Origin of the sequence: Mesorhizobium sp. J18, assembly GCF_007829525.1 — a bacterium.
In the GTDB taxonomy this organism is placed as follows: Bacteria; Pseudomonadota; Alphaproteobacteria; order Rhizobiales; family Rhizobiaceae; genus VLJP01.
On the sequence record NZ_VLJP01000006.1, the window covers coordinates 28897 to 45475 of the forward strand.

A 16579-nucleotide genomic window follows, 5' to 3' on the forward strand; every position below is an offset into this window, starting at 1 on the left:
TTGGCGGCGCCCGAGTCAGCCGGACGCCGCATCAAATGGACGATGACCGCTCTAGTTGGCCGGCAGGATGTCCTTGACGACCTGCTTGCCGTCCTTGACTTCTACCAGGAAGCTTTCACGCGAGACTTCGCCATTCTCGTCCCAGGAGACATCCATAAGCACGCCGGGATGCTCGGATGCCGTAAGCGTTATGCCGTGCGCGGCCTCGACGAACTTCTCCTGGTCGAACTCGCCTACTTCTTCGGTGATGTATTTGATGGCATAGGCGCCGATATAGCCTTTGATGGCGTTGTGGTCAGGACGGTAGTTGAACTTCTTCTCGAATTTCTCGGCCATTTCGTTGACGGCCTCGACATCCGCATCGGGCGTCAGACCGACATGGCCGAGCGCACCATCCGCGGCACCGCCGGCCAGATCGATCACCTTCTGGCCGATCAGCGTGGTTTCGCCGACAAGCGGCGCTTCGATGCCCTGCTTGCGGGCCTCGCGCAGGAAACGGGCGCTCTCTTCCTCGGTCAGATAGACGAAGACGGCTTCCGCGCCCGAGCTCTTGAGCTTCGCAACGTCGGCGGCAAAATCGGCCTGCGCGTTCTCGCTCGCCACGTCGGCGACGACCTCGATCCCGGCCTTCTCCATTTCCGCGACGAAGGAATCGTGGCCGCCCTTGCCGAACTCGGAATTCACCCAAGCGACGGCGACCTTCTTCACCTTCATGACATCCTTCATGTAGGCCCCGACCTTGGGCATGCTCTTCTGAGCGCCGAAAGAGGTGCGGAAGATATAGGGATTGCCGAGCTCCGTGATCTTCGGCGCCTCGGAACCGGTGAACTGCGGAACCCCGGCCTGCTGCGCGACCAGCATATTGACGATGGTCGAGCCGGAATAGACCGTGCCCAGAAGCGCGAAGGCGCCGTCGTCGATGGCTTTCTGCACCATGGCGCGCGAGGTCTGCGCGTCACTCTGGGTGTCATATTCGGAGAATTCGATCTGCTTGCCGAGGATGCCGCCATCGGCGTTGATCTCCTCGATCGCCATGCGGGCCCCGTCGCGCCAGTTGGTGCCGGAAGGCGCTCCGGGCCCGGAGAGCTCCGAAATATTCGCGATCTTCACCGTCTCCTGCGCGTGGGCGGCTCCAAACGGAGCGGCCAGCATGAGAGCTGAAGTCGCCACTGCAAGTATGTGTCTGCGGTTCATGCGTATTTCCTCCCTTTCGATGGTTTCAGGTGATCTTTTTGCCGTTCCCGGTCGAGCGTTCCGATCATCGCAAATACCAGCATTTTCACGCGGTGTAACATCTTTTAGACCGGACAAGCCCACGCCTGTCCTACCTCGTCTCCCTGTCCGCGCCGAGAAGGAGATCGACCAGAAGTTCCGCCTGGGCGTGGAACATTCCGCTGCCCGGCATGGTGCGGCAGCCTGTCTTGCGCGCCGCCTCCAGCAGAGGCGATATCTCGGGCTTGGTGATCACGTCCGACACGAACTGGTCCGGCTTCAGACGGCTGACATCGACAGGCAGCGGATCCTCCATGCGCATGCCTGCAGGCGTTGCATTGGTGACGAGATCGAAGCCTTCGGGATCGGTGCTGCCGACCGAAACCTTTCCGGAAAAGCGCGCGGAAAGCTTCTCGACCAGACGATCGCGCCGTGTTTCGTCCATGTCGTGGATCGCCAGCGCGGTGGCGCCGCGTTCGAGAACCTCAAAAGCGATCGCCGACCCGGCGCCGCCGGCACCTATCAGAAGGGCGCGCTTGCCAGAGACCTCGAATCCTTCCTTCAACACGCCATCGAGATGTCCAACGCCATCAACATTGTCGCCTTTCCAGCGGCCGTCCGGCAGCCGCCAAAGTATGTTGGCCGAGCCGACGAAAGCGGCGCGATCCGTGGCGATGTCGCAATAGCCGAGGGCGGCAAATTTATGCGGCACGGTGACGACGATGCCGTCGAGATTGCGCATCAGCCGCACCGAAGCCATGAAGGCCGGCAAGTCCTCCGCCGTCACATGGGCTGGAACGACCATCGCGTTGACGCCGCGCTTGTTGATGATGTGGGTCAGATTTTCGGGGGACTTCACCTGGCCGATAGGATCACCGATGATGATGTGAAGCCGGGTCTCGCCGTTCAACTGGATAGACATCTGGAATCTTCCTTTCTGAACCTCTCCAGCTCAGGCGGCTCTGACGGCCGCATGCTTGCCTGCAATATAGCCGAAGGTGATGCCCGGCCCGATCGTGATGCCCGGCCCGGGATAGACCCCGCCCATGATGGATTGCATGTCATTGCCGACCGCATACAGCCCATCAATTGGCGAGCCGTCGGTGCGAACGATGCGCGCATTCTCGTCCGTCACCAGGCCCTTGGCCGAGCCGATGTCGCCCGGATAGAGTCTGATCGCATAGAAAGGCGCCGTGGCGACCTTGCCAAGCGTCGGATTAGGGCCATGCCTCGGGTCGCCGTTCGCCCTCTCGTAGACTGTGGTACCGCGGCCGAAATCGCGGTCGATGCCCGTTTCTGCATATTCGTTCATGGCCGCAACCGAAGCGGCAAGGCCACCGGCATCGATGCCGAGCTTGGTCGCGAGTTCATCCAGCGTTTGGGCGCGGGTGAGATAGCCGTCCTTCAGATAAGACTCAAGCCCGCGTCCGCCAGGCCGCACCATGCCGATGCCGTATTTTGTCAGCGCCACGCTGTCAGTGACGAGATAACAGGGGATGGTCGACCCGTTCTCGTTCGCCGCATACATGGCGCGCACGAACAGATGGTAGGAGGTGCTTTCATTGACGAAGCGCCGCCCGTTTTTGTCCACCGCGATGATGCCCGGCTTGCTCCGGTCGAGCACGAAATGCGGGAAGACCGCCATGGTGCCGTCCGCGCGCTTGCGCACGGAAACCGGAGCCCAGAAGCAGTTCTGGTCGGCGCTCTCGCCGTAATGGGCACCCAGCTTCAGCACGATGTCATGCAGCTTGCCTGTATGCCCAGGCGCTGCCGGGCTGTATTCGGGCACGGGTTTCGGCAGGAATTCCTGCCGCCGCTGCTGATGACGAGCGAAACCACCGCTGGCCAGAATCACGCCGCCTCTCGCCTTCAGGTGTCGCATGGTGCCCGCCTGGGCGACCGTCAAGCCGGTAACCGCACCATCTTTCCCGGCAATTTCGGTGACGTCCGCATTGACGAGGATATCCACGCCGAGCTTTCGCGCTGTGAGAAGCAGGCGTCCGATCAGGGCATTACCCATGACGAGGCGCGTGCCCCGCGGATAACGCAATTTCTGGAGGTAGTAGCTCCCGATAAGCTTTGCGGAATAGATCGCGGATTTGAGCGACTTCGTCATCCTGAGCAGATGAGCGATGTCGTCACGGTCCACCATGAGGCCGCCCAGAATCGTGAATTCGGGGATCGGCGGCCGGACCAGTGAAAGGTCCTCGCCCAATAATCTCCCGTCGAAGGGAAGCGGCTCCAGCGCGCGGCCGCAGGCAGTGGCCCCTTCGAGCTCATAGAGATAGTCCGGATGGAAAGGACGTGCACGCATCCTGACATCGGTCCTCGCCTCCAACTCGCGTATGGCCTCAGGCCCTTTAGCAAGGAAGGTATCACGCAGAGCTTTGGGCGAACGGTTCCCGACCGCCTTGTCGAGAAAGGTACTGGCCTTTTCGAAACTGTCTTCAGCCCCTTCAGCCCCGACAAAGGCTGCATGCTGCGTGTTCGGGATCCAGGTGGTCGCAGCGGAATAGGCGGAGGTGCCGCCGACATATTCCGTCCGCTCGATCAGGATGACGCGCCTGCCTTCAAGAGCGGCGAAGACCGCAGCAGCCATGCCGGCGGCGCCTGCTCCGAGCACCGCCACATCATAGGCTGCACCCTCAGCAATATCGGTCAACTTTTTCGCGGCGGACGTCATGCGCCAGCCCGACAAATGGCAAATAGACGGGATCGGCGCGAGCGGAAACAGGCTACCAGCATGTTCGACTGCTCCTCCCTTGTCCCTTGGCTGCCGCCCAATAACTTTCATGGCGCTTATAACAGTTTTGAAATTTCATTCAAGAATGGAATATGTTTCCAAAATGCTTCGTGACTGCTATGTACCTGCTCCGGAGGCGCGTCGGAACCCATGCTGAGAGGAGGCCGCCCAATGGCAGAGAAGCGGATCGCGGTGGTTGGTGCCGGCATCATCGGAAAAACCCACATGGCCACGATAGAAAGGACGGATGGCTTCAGGCTGGCCGCTATCGTCGACCCGATGTCGCAAGGCGCGGAGCTTGCGCGCGAACATAGCGTGTCTTCCTTCGCCAATGTCCACGATATGATCGGCTCAATCGGCATTGACGGCGCCATCGTGGCCACCCCGAATGAAACTCATGTGGAAATCTCGACCGCGCTGATGGAGGCTGGCATTCCGGTTCTCCTCGAAAAACCGATTGCAAATACGCTGGCGGAAGCGCGCATACTCCTCGAGACATGCCTACGGACGAGGCAACCGCTTCTCGTCGGCCATCACCGCCGGCACAATCCGATCGTCAAGGCGGCGAAGCAGGCCATCGAGGAAGGCGCGATCGGGAATCTGGTGACCGCTTCCGTCGTCAGTTCGCTCATGAAGCCTGCGGAATATTTCGGCCCCGCCTGGCGCCGCCGGCCCGGCGTCGGTGGGCCGCTGTTGATCAACATGATCCACGAGATCGACCTGATGCGTCATTTCTTCGGTGATGTCGTCGCAGTCGCGGCTTTGGCTTCCAACGCCATTCGCGGCTTCGAGGTCGAGGACACAGCCTCCGTGATCCTGAAGTTCGAACGCGCAGGCATGGCCACGCTGACGGTATCGGACGCCGCCGTCGGGCCGTGGGCCTGGGATCTCTCGTCGGGAGAGAATCTGGAGCGATTCCCCGCCCATAAGGTTCAGTCGCATTTCCTCTGCGGCACCGAAGCGGGCCTTAGTCTGCCGGATCTTTCGCTATGGTCCCACAAAGGCGAGAAGAGTTGGAATTTCGAACTGGAGCGCAGGACGCTCCCCTTCACCGAGGCCGATGCCTATGAGGAACAGCTTCTCCATTTCGGCGAGGTGATCGCCGGGCGCGCCACGCCCCTCGTTTCCGGCCTGGAAGCAGCGAAGGACCTCGCCACCATCTCGGCCATTCGCGAAGCGGCGAGCATCCAGGCCTGGCGGAACGTGGAACCCGTCCAGGAGCCTGCCGGCAGGGAGGAGCGGACATGAGCGGCGTGATGGAGCGTTCGCTGGCCATCATCGAGCTTCTGGCAGACGAACCGGACGGACTTCCGGTCACCACCATCGCCGCGCGTCTGGATCTGCCGGCAAGTGCTGCACACAGGCTTTTGAACGAACTGGCCCGTTTCGGCTATGTGCGGCAGGATCGCGCGCAAGGGAATTATGCCCTGACTTTGAAGCTCGCGGCCATGGGGCTCAGCTTCCTCGGCCATACAGGGGTCACCGACATAGCCCAGCCGATCCTCGATCAACTGGCGCAACAGAGCGGCGAGCTGATCCGTCTCAGCGTGGTCGACGGCCGCAATCTGGTCTGGGTTGCGGTCGCCCAGGGCACCACCAAGGGGCTGCGCTATGATCCCAGCCGGGAACAGGGCGTTGTCGTGCACTTGGCTGCCAGCGCCGGCGGACGGGCCTTCCTCTCCACCATGAGCGACGAGGAAGCCTTGATGCTGGTGGCCGAGCAGGGCTTCGATTCGAAGACGGAGCAATTGGGTCCGAAGGCGCCGAAAACGGCGAGCGAAGTCCTGGCGATCCTGCACGAGACACGCCAGCGCAGCTATTCGGTGGCGGTTGACAGCTATATCGACGGAATGGCGGCTATGGCCGTGCCCATAAGATACGCCAACAAAGGTGTCGTCGTGGGTTGTCTTTCTATCGCCGGGCCGGCAGTACGCATGACGTCGGAACGGATGAAAGAACTAGCCCCTGCCCTCCATGCCGCAGCGAACGAATTGGGAGCGGCAGGCCGCGCTTCCCGCTACTTCCAGCGAGTGAAGGCAGAATCCGAAAGCGCCGGCGAAAGCACGGACCGTCAGTCGGCATGATGGATGACAGAGACGTTCCAGGCGAATGCGACGTGCTGGTCATCGGTTCCGGCGGGGGAGGACTCGCCGCCGCCGTCACTGCGGCTTTCCACGGATTGAAGGTGATCGTAGCGGAAAAGGAACCCGTTTTCGGCGGCACCAGTGCCTGGTCCGGTGGATGGTTATGGATTCCGCGCAACCCGCTGGCCCGTCGCGCAGGCATCCTGGAAGGGCCGGAAGATCCGCGCCAATATCTGGCGAACGAGCTCGGTAACCGGGCCAATGATCCGCGCATAGATGTTTTTCTCGAAAACGGGCCGGAAATGGTCTCCTTTTTTGAGGAGAATACGGCTGTCCGCTTCATTCCCGGCAATACCATCCCCGATTTCCATGAATCGCCGGGGCGCGCGCTCGGTGGGCGCTCGGTTTCCGCTTTGCCCTATGACGGCCGCGAGCTTGGCGAGTTCATCCACAGGCTTCGCCCGCCGTTGGATGTCATCAGCCTCAAGGGTATGGCGATCGCCAGTGGCGCCGACATGCGGCACTTCTTCAACGCCACCCGCTCGCCACGATCCGCCTTGCATGTCGCCAAGCGGCTCCTGCGCCATGCCCGCGACCTTGTCCTGCATGGCCGAGGCATGCATCTCGTCAACGGCAATGCGCTCATTGCCCGGCTCCTGCGCAGCGCGCTCGACCTTCAGGTTTCCCTTCTTCATTCCGCGCCGGCCATCCGGCTGATTACAAGGGACGGGCAGATTTGCGGTGGCGTCCTGCACATCGACGGTCGCGAGACTGCGATCATGGCGCGACGCGGCGTCGTCCTTGCCACCGGCGGTTTCCCGCATGACACAAAGCGCATCGCCGCCATGTTCGAGCACGCGCCGAACGGCACGGAGCACTACTCGGCGGCCCCCGAGAGCAATACCGGTGACGGTCTGGCAATGGCCGAAGAAATCGGCGCTACCGTCTCCGATGATCTGGCAAATCCGGGCGCCTGGGCGCCGATCTCTCTCGTCTCGCTGGCCAACGGGCGGGTCGCACGCTTCCCCCACCTCGTCGAGCGGGCAAAGCCTGGCTTCATTGCGGTCACGCCGAAGGGACGGCGTTTTGTCAACGAAGCCGATTCCTATCACGATTTCATGTCGGTGCTGCTGCGCGAGACCCCTCCCGGCGAGGAGCCCGTCGCCTGGCTGATCTGCGATCATCGCGCCCAGCGGCGCTACGGCCTTGGTTGGTCGAAGCCCTTTCCGTTCCCGTTGGCTCCCTATCTCCGCAATGGCTATCTGAAACGCGGCCGGACCATCGGCCAACTCGCTGAAGCCTGCGGCATCGATCCTGCTGCGCTGGCCGTGACGGTCGCGCATTTCAACGAGGGAGCACAGAATGGCGAGGACCCCGAATTCGGACGCGGGCTCTCGGCCTATAACCGAGTCCAGGGCGATGATGCACACCAGCCCAACCCCTCGCTTGCGCCCCTTCTGAAGGCTCCTTTCTACGCGGTAAAGATCGTGCCCGGCAGCCTCGGCACCTTTGCCGGCCTGCGCACCGACGCTGCCGCGCGCGTGCTCGACGGGAACGGCAGGGTCATCAAGGGACTTTTCGCGGCCGGCAACGACATGTCGAGCATATTCGGCGGCAATTATCCGAGCGGCGGCATCACGCTCGGGCCAGCCATGACCTTCGGCTACATCGCCGGCCGTGTTCTCGCGGGCCTCCCTGTCACGGGCCTGGAAACCGGAACGGCACTGGAGAAAGAGAGGAGCCAATCCCGATGAAATTCTACGAACTTGCGACCCTCGATACCGTCATCTTCGGCGCCGGCAAGGCCATGCCGCTCATCGGCGACTATGTTACCGCCCCGGAAGCCAGGGGCACCCTGCTCGGTGCCTGGGGCACCGATATCGGCAAGCTGAACCGCATCTATCTTCTGCGCGGCTTCGAAAGCCCGGAAGACCTTCTCGCTGAACGCGAGCGTACGCGGAAATCCTCCAATCCCTTCGGCTGCGCCGATCTCCTGACGGATATGGCCATCGACAGCTACGCCCCGCTCGATTTCCTGCCGCCGGTCAAGACCGGCGACTTCGGCCCCATTTACGAGATCCGCACCTATCACATGAAGCCGAATGGGCTGGCTCCAACGCAGGACAAGTGGCGCGAAGCGGTCCCCGTGCGGGAAAGATATTCGCCGCTGACCATCGCCATGTATTCCCTCGACGGGCCGCCGCGCTTCACCCAGATCTGGCCCTACCGCACGCTGGAGGAGCGCCAGAAGGCGCGCTCCCAATCGGTCGCGGACGGCATATGGCCGCCGAAGGGCGGACCCGACTGGCTGACACCGGAAATGTATTCCGCCATCGCCCTGCCGCTCGGCATTTCGCCCCTCAAATAGCCGGAAAGTCTCATATGCCGCATCCGTTCTCGCTTGCATTCCTCACCGTCTTCGATGCCGGACCGGTCGAGGCCATCCGGATCGCGGCCGAAACCGGTTATAACATGGTGGGTCTGAGGCTGCTGCCTGCCGGACCGGCGGAAGCCCCCTACCCGCTGATGACGGACGACCGCCTGCTGGAAGAGGCCGTTGTTGCGATCCGCGATACCGGCATTGCGGTCGCCGATGTCGAGATCGTGCGCCTCATGCCGGATACGATCGTTGCGGATTTCGAGTCCTTCCTTGAGAGGGCAGGCCGGCTCGGCGCCCGCCATGTACTGGTCGCCGGAGACGATCCCGACGCCTCCCGCCTGACCGATAATTTCGCAGGCCTATGCCAACTGGCCAAAACTTACAGCCTGACAGCCGACCTGGAATTCATGCCCTGGACCGAAGTGCCCGATCTCGCTTTCGCGCGCGGGATCGTTGAGGCCGCGGGCGAAGCAAATGGTGGAGTGCTGATCGACGCGCTCCATCTCGACCGGGCCGGGTCAATGCTTGAGGAGGTGCGTGGCCTGCCGGCCAAGTGGATCAACTATGTGCAGTTCTGCGACGGGCCGGCCAACTATGACGGGAGCGACGAGGGACTGATCCGCGTCGCTCGTCAGGCACGGCTGATGCCCGGTGACGGCGCGATCGATCTCACCGGGCTCGCCCGTGCGATACCCGACAACGTGACCGTCAGCATCGAAGTCCCCAACCACGAGCTCGCAAGCCGTATGTCGCCGCGAGAGCGAGCCAAAATCGCGCTTGATGCCACACGCCGGCTTCTGGCGGCAGCAGACGACACCAGAGCATGATTCCCGCCATCGACTCCTATGCCTATCACCGCTTCTTCGGTCATCACTACCCGGAACTGGAGACGGACCCGGGCCACCGCATGACGGTCGGGGAACTCATCGATCGCGTGGCCGCGCTCGGCGCAAAAGGCGTCATGCTGGAATCCTGTTTCTTTCCAGATTTCGAAGACGAACGGCTATCGGTTGTGAAGGAGAAACTTGACACGCTGGGGCTCGCAAAGGCCTGGGCCTGGGGGCATCCTCGCGGATTGGCTTCCGGCAGCGATAGCCAGGCGCTCGAAGACCTGATCCTCCATATCGACATCGCCCGGAAGCTCGGCGCCGACGTCATGCGCATCTGCGCCGGCGGCCGCGGCACGCGCCCTGCCCTCTGGAAGGATCATCGCGACGCGCTTGTGCCGATGCTGCGCCACGCCGCTACCGCGGCTGAAGAGGTCGGAATGGTGCTGGCGGTGGAAAACCACATCGACCTCTATGCCGACGAAATGGTCGAACTGATGGAGGCCGTCGCCTCGCCCGCGCTCGGCGTCTGCTTCGACACGGCCAACAACCTGCGCATGTTCGAGGACCCGATGGAGGTTGCGCGCAAGCTCGCCCCCTACACGAAAACGACGCATGTAAAGGACATCGCCGCCTACAAGGGCGACCCCAAGACTTTCGCCTTCTGGCCGAGCGTCCCGTTGGGACAGGGACTGATAGATATCTCTGAGATCATCCGGCTCCTGAAGGCGGAAGGCTATGACGGGCTGCTGGCGCTCGAGATCGACTACCTACACCCTGATTACGCCAGCGAGGAGGCGGCGCTGGCGGACGGCCTGCGGAAAATCTCCCGGGTTCTGGAAACTCTCTGACTATGTTTGCCGCTCTTTCCCAAGGCTCGCATCGCCGAAGTCACCGAAGGCATGCCAACCTCCGTCGACGCTGAGCACGGTGCCGGTGATATAAGCGGCTGCGGGGGAAACGAGGAAGAACGCCGAGAGCGCAATATCCTCCGGTTCGGCCAACCTGCCTAGCGGAACGCGGCGCTCGATCTTTCCGATGTCGATCTTGCCGGCCTCGGCCAGGCTTCTGACAAGACCGGTCGCGACATAGCCGGGTGCAATGGCGTTCACGCGCACGCCGTATCGCGCCCATTCGCAAGCCAAGGAGCGTGTCAGCGCCACGATGCCGGCCTTGGCCGCGCCATAGCCGTTGCGGCGAGGCATGCCGCCCAGGCCAGCAATCGAACTGATATTGACGATGGCGCCTTGCTGTCGGGCGGTCATCAATCGTCCAAATTCCCGGCACATCAGGAACGTCCCCTTCAGATGGACATCCATGACCCTCTGAAACTGGCCCACATCTTGCTCCAGCGTCGGTAGATGGCTGTCGCTGATGCCGGCATTGTTGACCAGCGCATCAACATGCCCGAAGGTCTCGCCGACCTTGGCCGCAAGCGCCACCACCGCCTGTTCGTCCGAAACATCGACCGGCAAAGCCTGATGTCCGTATCCAAGACCGGCAGCGCGCTCCTTGGCGTTTTCAAGGTCGAGATCCGCCAAAGCAACCCGATAGCCGGCCTCGGCAAAGACCTGCGCCATGGCCCAGCCGATCCCGTCGGCGGCACCGGTGATGACCGCGATCCGCTCGCTCATCTGCGCCCCCTCTTTTATTCGTAGCCTGGACGTGGGATATGGCTCATCAGGGTCTGGCTGAAGCCGCCATCGACGACGATCTCCTGGCCGTTCACATAACCCGCGCGATCACTCGCCAGAAAAACCGCGACATCGGCAATATCCTCGACCGCACCGATGCGTCGGCTCGGCACGACCGCCTCCCGCCTCTCCTTGACGTCCGGCGTGCGGTAAAAATTCTCGCTGAGCGGCGTGCGCACGAGGCCGGGACTGACCACATTGCTGCGCACGCCGGAGGGACCCCATTCGAAGGCAAGCTGCCGCGACATCATTGCGACGGCGGCCTTTGCTGCGCTGTAGCCGCCGCTGAAGGCTTGCGGCTGGCTGCCAGCAATCGAAGCGACGTGAACGAGCGCGCCGCGCTTGCGTTCGAGCATCTGCCGCCCGAATGCCTGTACGCAATGGAAATAGCCATGCAGATTGACCGCGATCAGGCTTTCCCAGTCCGCTGCGTCCAGCGCCTCCAGCTTGCCCGGCCGCAGAAGACCTGCATTGTTGACGAGTATGTCGCAGCCCCCCAGTTCCGATCGGACCTGCTCCGCCGCTTTCTCCACTGAAGAGATGTCAGAGACGTCGCAAACAAGCGACAGCGCCTTTCGGCCTGCCCTCCTGACCTCTTCCTCAAGCGTACCGGAGGTCTCGACCCTGTCGATCATTGCAATATCTGCGCCGAGCGCGGCAAAGGCGCGGACCAGACCGGTACCGATACCTCCATTCGCTCCCGTCACGACGCAGATCCGACCGGAAAAATCGATCCACGGCTCGGATTTCTGGCTCAAAGGGGCCTCCCGGATTGTCTTTTCTCACATGGTTAAGGGCCGACGGCTGCCGCCGGCCCTCTTGTCAGATCAGATGCTGGAGCATCCGCCTTCCTCAATGGGCCTGAAAGCCTCTTCCGCGGGCACGGTGGCAACCAGTTTGTAGATGTCACCCCGGCTCTCGCTCTCTTCAGGCTTCTTTACCTCGAAGAGATAGGCCGGGTGGATCTTGCGGCCGTCGGCGCGGATGGAACCCTTGCCGAAGCAATCGTCGTCTGTCGGCATTTCCTTCATCTTGTCGACCACAGCGCGGCCCGACTTCTTGGCTTCCAAAACGCCGAGTTCCTTCACCGCTTTCAGATAGTGCAGAACGCTGCCGTAGTCACCGGCCTGGCTCATATTGGGGAAAACGCCCTCTTCGAGCTTCGGCTTTATGCGCTCCATGAAGGCACGCGTGCGGTCGTTGAGGTCCCAATAGAAGGTCTCGGTCAGCGTCAGGCCCTGGGCCACGGGCAGCCCCATGCCGAGCACGTCGGTGATATAGCCCACCATGGCAGTCAGGCGGATACCGCTCGCCGGGATGCCGAATTCCTGCGCCTGCTTCAGGCAATTGATCAGCTCACTGCCCGAATTGGCAAAGCCAATGACATTGGCGCCGCTGGATTGCGCCTGCAGCAGGAAGGAAGAGAAATCTGCGGTCGAGCCGTAAGGATAGCGCACGGAGCCGACAACTTCGCCGCCTGCCGCCTTGATGAACTTGGTGGCGTCGTTCTCGGCCGCGTGACCGAAAGCATAATCAGCGGTGATGAAGAACCATTTGTCGCCGCCGGCACCAACTGTAGCGGTTGCCGTCGAGTGTGCAAGACACCAGGAATCCCAGGCGAAATGCACGATATGCGGGCTGCAGCTCTTGCCGGTGAGATCGGAACTGCCTGCCGTCGTGATAAGTGCCACCTTGTCCTTGTCCGCGAGCACCTCGCGCGCGCCCAGCGCGATAGCCGAATTGCCGACATTGGCGATGGCATCCACGCCGTCCTGGTCGAACCAGCGGCGGATGATGGTCGAGCCGACATCGGGTTTGTTCTGGTGGTCAGCCACAAGAAGCTCGACCTTGATGTCGGGATTTTCGACCGTGAACTCATCAATCGCCTGTTGGGCGCAAGCCACCGATGTCGGCCCGGAAACGTCACGATAGATGCCCGACATGTCGGTGATCAGGCCGATGCGGATGATGTCGTCCGATTGCGCCCGAGCGATGCCGAACGGCATGAGGCTTACGGCGGCGGCGGTTCCGCCGATCTCGATAAAACGTCTGCGATTCAGTTTCACTTCATTCTCCTCCACTCTTGAATGCGACCGGTCCTTGGCTCCGGTCAGGGTTCAATCCCAGCCAGGTGATGTGCGGTCAGGTATCCAAAGGTCATGATCGGGCCTAGCGTGATGCCGGCGCCGGGATAATTGCCTCCCATCATGCTGGCGCGGTCATTGCCCGCGGCGTAGAGCCCGGCGATCTGCCGGCCATTGTCGTCGAGCACTTGGCCGTTCACGTCAGTATCGAGGCCGTCAAAGGTGCCGAGATCGCCCATGACGATCTTCAGCGCGTAATACGGCCCCTTGCCGATCGGCTTCACATTAGGATTAGGCTTGCTCTCGGGATCGCCGAGATAGTGATTGAAGGTCGTGGTGCCGCGGCCGAAGGCTGGATCTTCTCCGCGTACGGCACCGCGGTTATAGACACGCACTGTCTCTTCCAGACCGGCTGCATCGATCCCCGCTTTCGCGGCCAGCTCGGCAAGCGTTCGACCCCGGATAAGATAGCCTTTGCGCACATAGCCCGAAACCGGCACCGGGGCAGGCTTTGCAAAGCCGAGCCCATATTTGCGGACCGTCGCATGGTCGGCAATCAACCAGGCGGCAGTCTCGGGATCATCCCGGCAAGCCTCGATCATGGCGGCGCCGACATCGTGATAGGAATTTGATTCATTGGTAAAGCGGCGCCCGTTGCGCAACACCGCGATCACGCCGGGCTTGTAGCGGTCAACCAGATGCGGAAAGGCGCCAAGCTTTCCATTGCCCATGGGTACTTTGGACACCGGCATCCACGCCGCTGCCGCCGGGTATCGTATCTCGAAGCGGCCGCCGGCCTGTTTGGCAAGATCGATGCCGTCGCCGGTATTGCCCTCCGGCGTCGGTGAGAAGTGCTCCGCGCCGCGGCGCACATGCGGATAGGCGGCACCAATCTTCGACTTGTCATGCGGAAAGCCGCCGCAAGCCAATACCACGCCTCGCCTGACTGTGATGCGATGCTCGATGTTGGCTTCGCCCACAACGGCGCCGGTAACCCGACCTTCCTCGCTGATCAGCCGGCCCGCTGGCGTCTCCGTATAAAGCGGTATGCCGAGATTGAAAGCGGTCTTGGCCAGCCGCGCAATAAGCGCGTTGCCGCTCGTCACCTGTACGCCGCGCCCATGAATCACCAGATCCTTGATATGGCTCGCGAGCCTCCTAGCGACATAGAGCGCCGAGACGAGCGAACGCGTGGCGTTGAAGAAGTGCTTCAGGTCCGCATTTGACGAATTGAACATCATGCCGATGAAGGTGATCGTCTTGAGCGGCGGGCGCAGCCGCTTCAATTCAGGTCCGAGCCTGCTGGCGTCATATGCGGCCGCAGTGACCGAGCGGCCGATATCGACGCCCCCCGGAACATCCGGGTGGTAATCGGGATAAGGCGTGGGAACGAATTTGGCCTCGGTCTCGCGCTCGAAGAATTCAAGCATCTTCGGACCGTAATCGAGAAATGCTTCGACCACGTCCTCACGATAGAAATTGCCGACTTCGTTGCGCAGATAAAGCCGCGCGGCCTCGCGACTGTCTTTCACGCCCTTGTCGCGGAAGTGGTGGTTTCCGGGGATCCAGAGGACGCCGCCGGAAAAGGCGGCAGTGCCACCATAGAACGGTTCCTTTTCGATGATCACGACATCTAGCCCAAGCTTCTTCGCCGTGATGGCGGTGGCAAGCCCGCCGACACCGGCGCCGATGACAAGAACGTCACAGGTCAAGTCAGACTTGATGGAGTTGGACAATCGTTTCCTCCTTGCAGATACCGGCGCGTCGGCCACTTCGATGCGGCTCTTTACGCGGACCCCGATAACACCCGCTTTCTTCCGATCGATCCGGAACGCGGTTTTCATTGGAGTAATGAATGATCCCGACCGCATCTTCCGACAATGGACGAACGCGCGAATTGATTGTACTTTTCGTAGAAATCGAGCTGAAGCAAACGTTAATCCGAAACTGACAAAGCAGGTATCCAATGGCCCGACAAAGGCTGATTCCGCGCTATTTCCTGTACGGTGATGCGGAAGAAGACACTGAACGCGACTTCCTGCACTCCGAAGCCATCGCCACGCGCAGCGGCGCTAACAATTGGATAATCCGTCCGCATGCCCACCCGGCACATGCACAGATCCTTTTCGTCTCCCAGGGCGGCGGCGAGTTGAATGTGGAAGGCGTGAGCTATCCGGTCCACATACCCAGCCTTCTTGTCATACCGGCCGGGATGGTGCACGAAATCCGCTTTCATCCGGGAACGAACGGCATCGTCATAACGGCCGCCGCMGCCYACGTCGCCTGGGCCGCCMGGGACGACAAGCGGCTGGTCGCGCAAACGCTGGAACCCGGCGCCTTTGCGCTTGMCCCCTCCGCCGCCGAGACGCGCCGCCTCCACGAAACCTTCGAACATCTCGGCGCCGAATTCGTCTGGCCCGCGCCGGGGCGGCGTCCGGCCATCCTGGCGGATTTCCTGCATATACTCGTCGCCATCATGCGTCTGCGCCAGGACCAGCAGAGGCCGTTGCCGAGCGACAAGCGGTATCACCGGGATTACGATCTGGTGATGCGTTTCCGCGAGCTTATCGAGGAGAATTTCCGCACCGAAAAGCGGCTGGCTTTCTTTGCCGGCAGAATGGGCGTGACGCCCGCGCGGCTCAACGCCGCCTGCCGGTCAATCGCTGGCAACAGCGCGGCGCGCCTGCTGCATGAGAGGCTGATGATCGAGGCCAAGCGCTACCTGCTCTATACCGGCATGTCCGTCAACGAGGTGGGGCATACGCTTGGCTTTGAGGACCCGGCTTATTTCAACCGTTTCTTCGCCGAGCGCGCCGGCTGCCCGCCCGGCGCCTTCCGTGAAACCGCGCGGGAGGCCAAGACCGCCTGACTTATCCCAGAGGGGAAAAACTGCAGGGACGCAGCATCTCGTGCCTTGCCGCCGGTCCCTTCGGGAAAGTCACCTCAGCCGGATTGGTGAAACGGGCAAGGCTGATCGCCGTGCCCGGCCCTTCGCCGGAAACGACGCGCCAGCGTCCGATATGCTCTCCCTGTCCTTCCGCTTCGCTCCCGATGAGGAGACCATACCAGGAGCCTGCGAAGAGCGGACTGCCGGCAGCATGCGAGTGATACTGCCGGCCGACGTCCCGAACGACGTTCGAAAGTGTCTCCGATCCCTTTTCCAGGCGCATGAACCTGCTCTGCTGGCGCAGGATCAGCGGGAAGCCTTGCGGAATGAAGCCTTGGTTCCATTCCTTGTCCGCCGCCAGCCCGACGCGGCACTCGGCGCGATGCGCGAAGTCGCGGTAAATCCAGATATGGTGGAGCGTGTTCAGCGCGCCGGTATCGGTCAGCCAGTATCCGCCGAGCGGCAGATGCCTGGTGACATATTCCAATCCTGAAGTCTGGAAAAGCTCGAGATAGCGCGGCGCGGCTCCCGGCGCGAAATCGTAGGAGCGGAACTCGAACAGCAGGTTCTTATCTGGTTCGCTTGGCATTGTCTGTCCTGCCTGATCTTGGGTCTTTCCCGGTTGGCATATTGGAAAGGGCTTGGCAACGCTGCAAATAGCCTTGAAC

At 61.9% G+C, this 16579-nt stretch carries 15 protein-coding genes; 7 read left to right on the plus strand and 8 right to left on the minus strand.

Translation table 11 applies throughout. The features are described 5' to 3' along the window. Positions 1-51: 51 nt before the first annotated feature. The 3 genes from L598_RS03510 to L598_RS03520 form a co-directional block, all read right to left on the minus strand. A complete protein-coding gene (locus tag L598_RS03510; RefSeq protein ID WP_144860433.1) occupies positions 52-1194 on the minus strand; it encodes an ABC transporter substrate-binding protein in 1143 nt (380 codons plus the stop codon). Between the two features lie 130 nt (positions 1195-1324). Next, positions 1325-2134: a shikimate dehydrogenase gene (locus L598_RS03515; RefSeq protein WP_144860435.1), complete on the minus strand. Its 810-nt coding sequence runs from the start codon at positions 2132-2134 to the stop codon at positions 1325-1327. 30 nt (positions 2135-2164) lie between these two features. Beyond that, positions 2165-3895 carry an FAD-dependent oxidoreductase gene (locus L598_RS03520; RefSeq protein WP_144860437.1) on the minus strand — a complete coding sequence of 577 codons (1731 nt, stop codon included), beginning with the start codon at positions 3893-3895 and terminating at the stop codon, positions 2165-2167. Between the two features lie 231 nt (positions 3896-4126). Between L598_RS03520 and L598_RS03525 the strand changes: the two genes are divergently transcribed. The 6 genes from L598_RS03525 to L598_RS03550 are packed head-to-tail and all read left to right on the plus strand — an operon-like array spanning position 4127 to position 10097. Continuing rightward, positions 4127-5203, plus strand: a complete 1077-nt coding sequence (locus L598_RS03525; RefSeq protein WP_186444916.1) for a Gfo/Idh/MocA family oxidoreductase — start codon at positions 4127-4129, stop codon at positions 5201-5203. Then, on the plus strand, positions 5200-6039 hold the full coding sequence (locus L598_RS03530) for an IclR family transcriptional regulator (protein ID WP_144860441.1): 840 nt from the start codon (positions 5200-5202) through the stop codon (positions 6037-6039). The genes L598_RS03525 and L598_RS03530 overlap by 4 nt, the downstream gene beginning before the upstream one ends. After that, on the plus strand, positions 6036-7793 hold the full coding sequence (locus tag L598_RS03535) for an FAD-dependent oxidoreductase (protein ID WP_144860443.1): 1758 nt from the start codon (positions 6036-6038) through the stop codon (positions 7791-7793). Before L598_RS03530 ends, L598_RS03535 begins: the two co-directional genes overlap by 4 nt. Continuing rightward, the gene (locus L598_RS03540) at positions 7790-8407 is read left to right on the plus strand and encodes an NIPSNAP family protein (RefSeq protein ID WP_144860445.1); all 618 of its coding nucleotides are present in this window, start codon (positions 7790-7792) and stop codon (positions 8405-8407) included. The genes L598_RS03535 and L598_RS03540 overlap by 4 nt, the downstream gene beginning before the upstream one ends. Before the next feature lie 14 nt (positions 8408-8421). After that, a complete protein-coding gene (locus L598_RS03545; RefSeq protein ID WP_144860447.1) occupies positions 8422-9246 on the plus strand; it encodes a TIM barrel protein in 825 nt (274 codons plus the stop codon). Further along, the gene (locus L598_RS03550) at positions 9243-10097 is read left to right on the plus strand and encodes a sugar phosphate isomerase/epimerase family protein (RefSeq protein ID WP_144860449.1); all 855 of its coding nucleotides are present in this window, start codon (positions 9243-9245) and stop codon (positions 10095-10097) included. Before L598_RS03545 ends, L598_RS03550 begins: the two co-directional genes overlap by 4 nt. On the opposite strand, the gene L598_RS03555 is transcribed toward L598_RS03550, so the two are convergent. The 4 genes from L598_RS03555 to L598_RS03570 form a co-directional block, all read right to left on the minus strand. After that, positions 10098-10880, minus strand: coding sequence for an SDR family oxidoreductase (locus L598_RS03555; RefSeq protein WP_144860451.1), 783 nt, complete (start codon positions 10878-10880; stop codon positions 10098-10100). Positions 10881-10894: 14 nt separating this feature from the next. Continuing rightward, on the minus strand, positions 10895-11698 hold the full coding sequence (locus L598_RS03560) for an SDR family oxidoreductase (protein ID WP_144860453.1): 804 nt from the start codon (positions 11696-11698) through the stop codon (positions 10895-10897). 69 nt (positions 11699-11767) lie between these two features. Next, positions 11768-13006: an ABC transporter substrate-binding protein gene (locus tag L598_RS03565; protein ID WP_246658612.1), complete on the minus strand. Its 1239-nt coding sequence runs from the start codon at positions 13004-13006 to the stop codon at positions 11768-11770. 44 nt (positions 13007-13050) lie between these two features. Further along, a complete protein-coding gene (locus tag L598_RS03570; protein ID WP_246658613.1) occupies positions 13051-14760 on the minus strand; it encodes an FAD-dependent oxidoreductase in 1710 nt (569 codons plus the stop codon). 230 nt (positions 14761-14990) lie between these two features. Here L598_RS03570 and L598_RS03575 point away from each other — a divergent pair, with 230 nt between their 5' ends. Further along, positions 14991-15893, plus strand: a complete 903-nt coding sequence (locus L598_RS03575; RefSeq protein WP_144860457.1) for a helix-turn-helix domain-containing protein — start codon at positions 14991-14993, stop codon at positions 15891-15893. 1 nt (position 15894) lies between these two features. Here L598_RS03575 and L598_RS03580 read toward each other — a convergent pair whose 3' ends face one another. Beyond that, complete coding sequence (locus tag L598_RS03580) at positions 15895-16500, minus strand: NIPSNAP family protein (protein ID WP_186444917.1); 606 nt, start codon at positions 16498-16500, stop codon at positions 15895-15897. Between the last annotated feature and the right edge of the window lie 79 nt (positions 16501-16579).

Excerpts from the sequence above, each read along its gene's own strand:
- L598_RS03510 (WP_144860433.1), bottom strand. The coding sequence starts at position 1,194 with ATGAACCGCAGACACATACTTGCAGTGGCGACTTCAGCTCTCATGCTG.
- L598_RS03515 (WP_144860435.1), bottom strand. The coding sequence starts at position 2,134 with ATGTCTATCCAGTTGAACGGCGAGACCCGGCTTCACATCATCATCGGT.
- L598_RS03520 (WP_144860437.1), bottom strand. The coding sequence starts at position 3,895 with ATGACGTCCGCCGCGAAAAAGTTGACCGATATTGCTGAGGGTGCAGCC.
- L598_RS03525 (WP_186444916.1), top strand. The coding sequence starts at position 4,127 with ATGGCAGAGAAGCGGATCGCGGTGGTTGGTGCCGGCATCATCGGAAAA.
- L598_RS03530 (WP_144860441.1), top strand. The coding sequence starts at position 5,200 with ATGAGCGGCGTGATGGAGCGTTCGCTGGCCATCATCGAGCTTCTGGCA.
- L598_RS03535 (WP_144860443.1), top strand. The coding sequence starts at position 6,036 with ATGATGGATGACAGAGACGTTCCAGGCGAATGCGACGTGCTGGTCATC.
- L598_RS03540 (WP_144860445.1), top strand. The coding sequence starts at position 7,790 with ATGAAATTCTACGAACTTGCGACCCTCGATACCGTCATCTTCGGCGCC.
- L598_RS03545 (WP_144860447.1), top strand. The coding sequence starts at position 8,422 with ATGCCGCATCCGTTCTCGCTTGCATTCCTCACCGTCTTCGATGCCGGA.
- L598_RS03550 (WP_144860449.1), top strand. The coding sequence starts at position 9,243 with ATGATTCCCGCCATCGACTCCTATGCCTATCACCGCTTCTTCGGTCAT.
- L598_RS03555 (WP_144860451.1), bottom strand. The coding sequence starts at position 10,880 with ATGAGCGAGCGGATCGCGGTCATCACCGGTGCCGCCGACGGGATCGGC.
- L598_RS03580 (WP_186444917.1), bottom strand. The coding sequence starts at position 16,500 with ATGCCAAGCGAACCAGATAAGAACCTGCTGTTCGAGTTCCGCTCCTAC.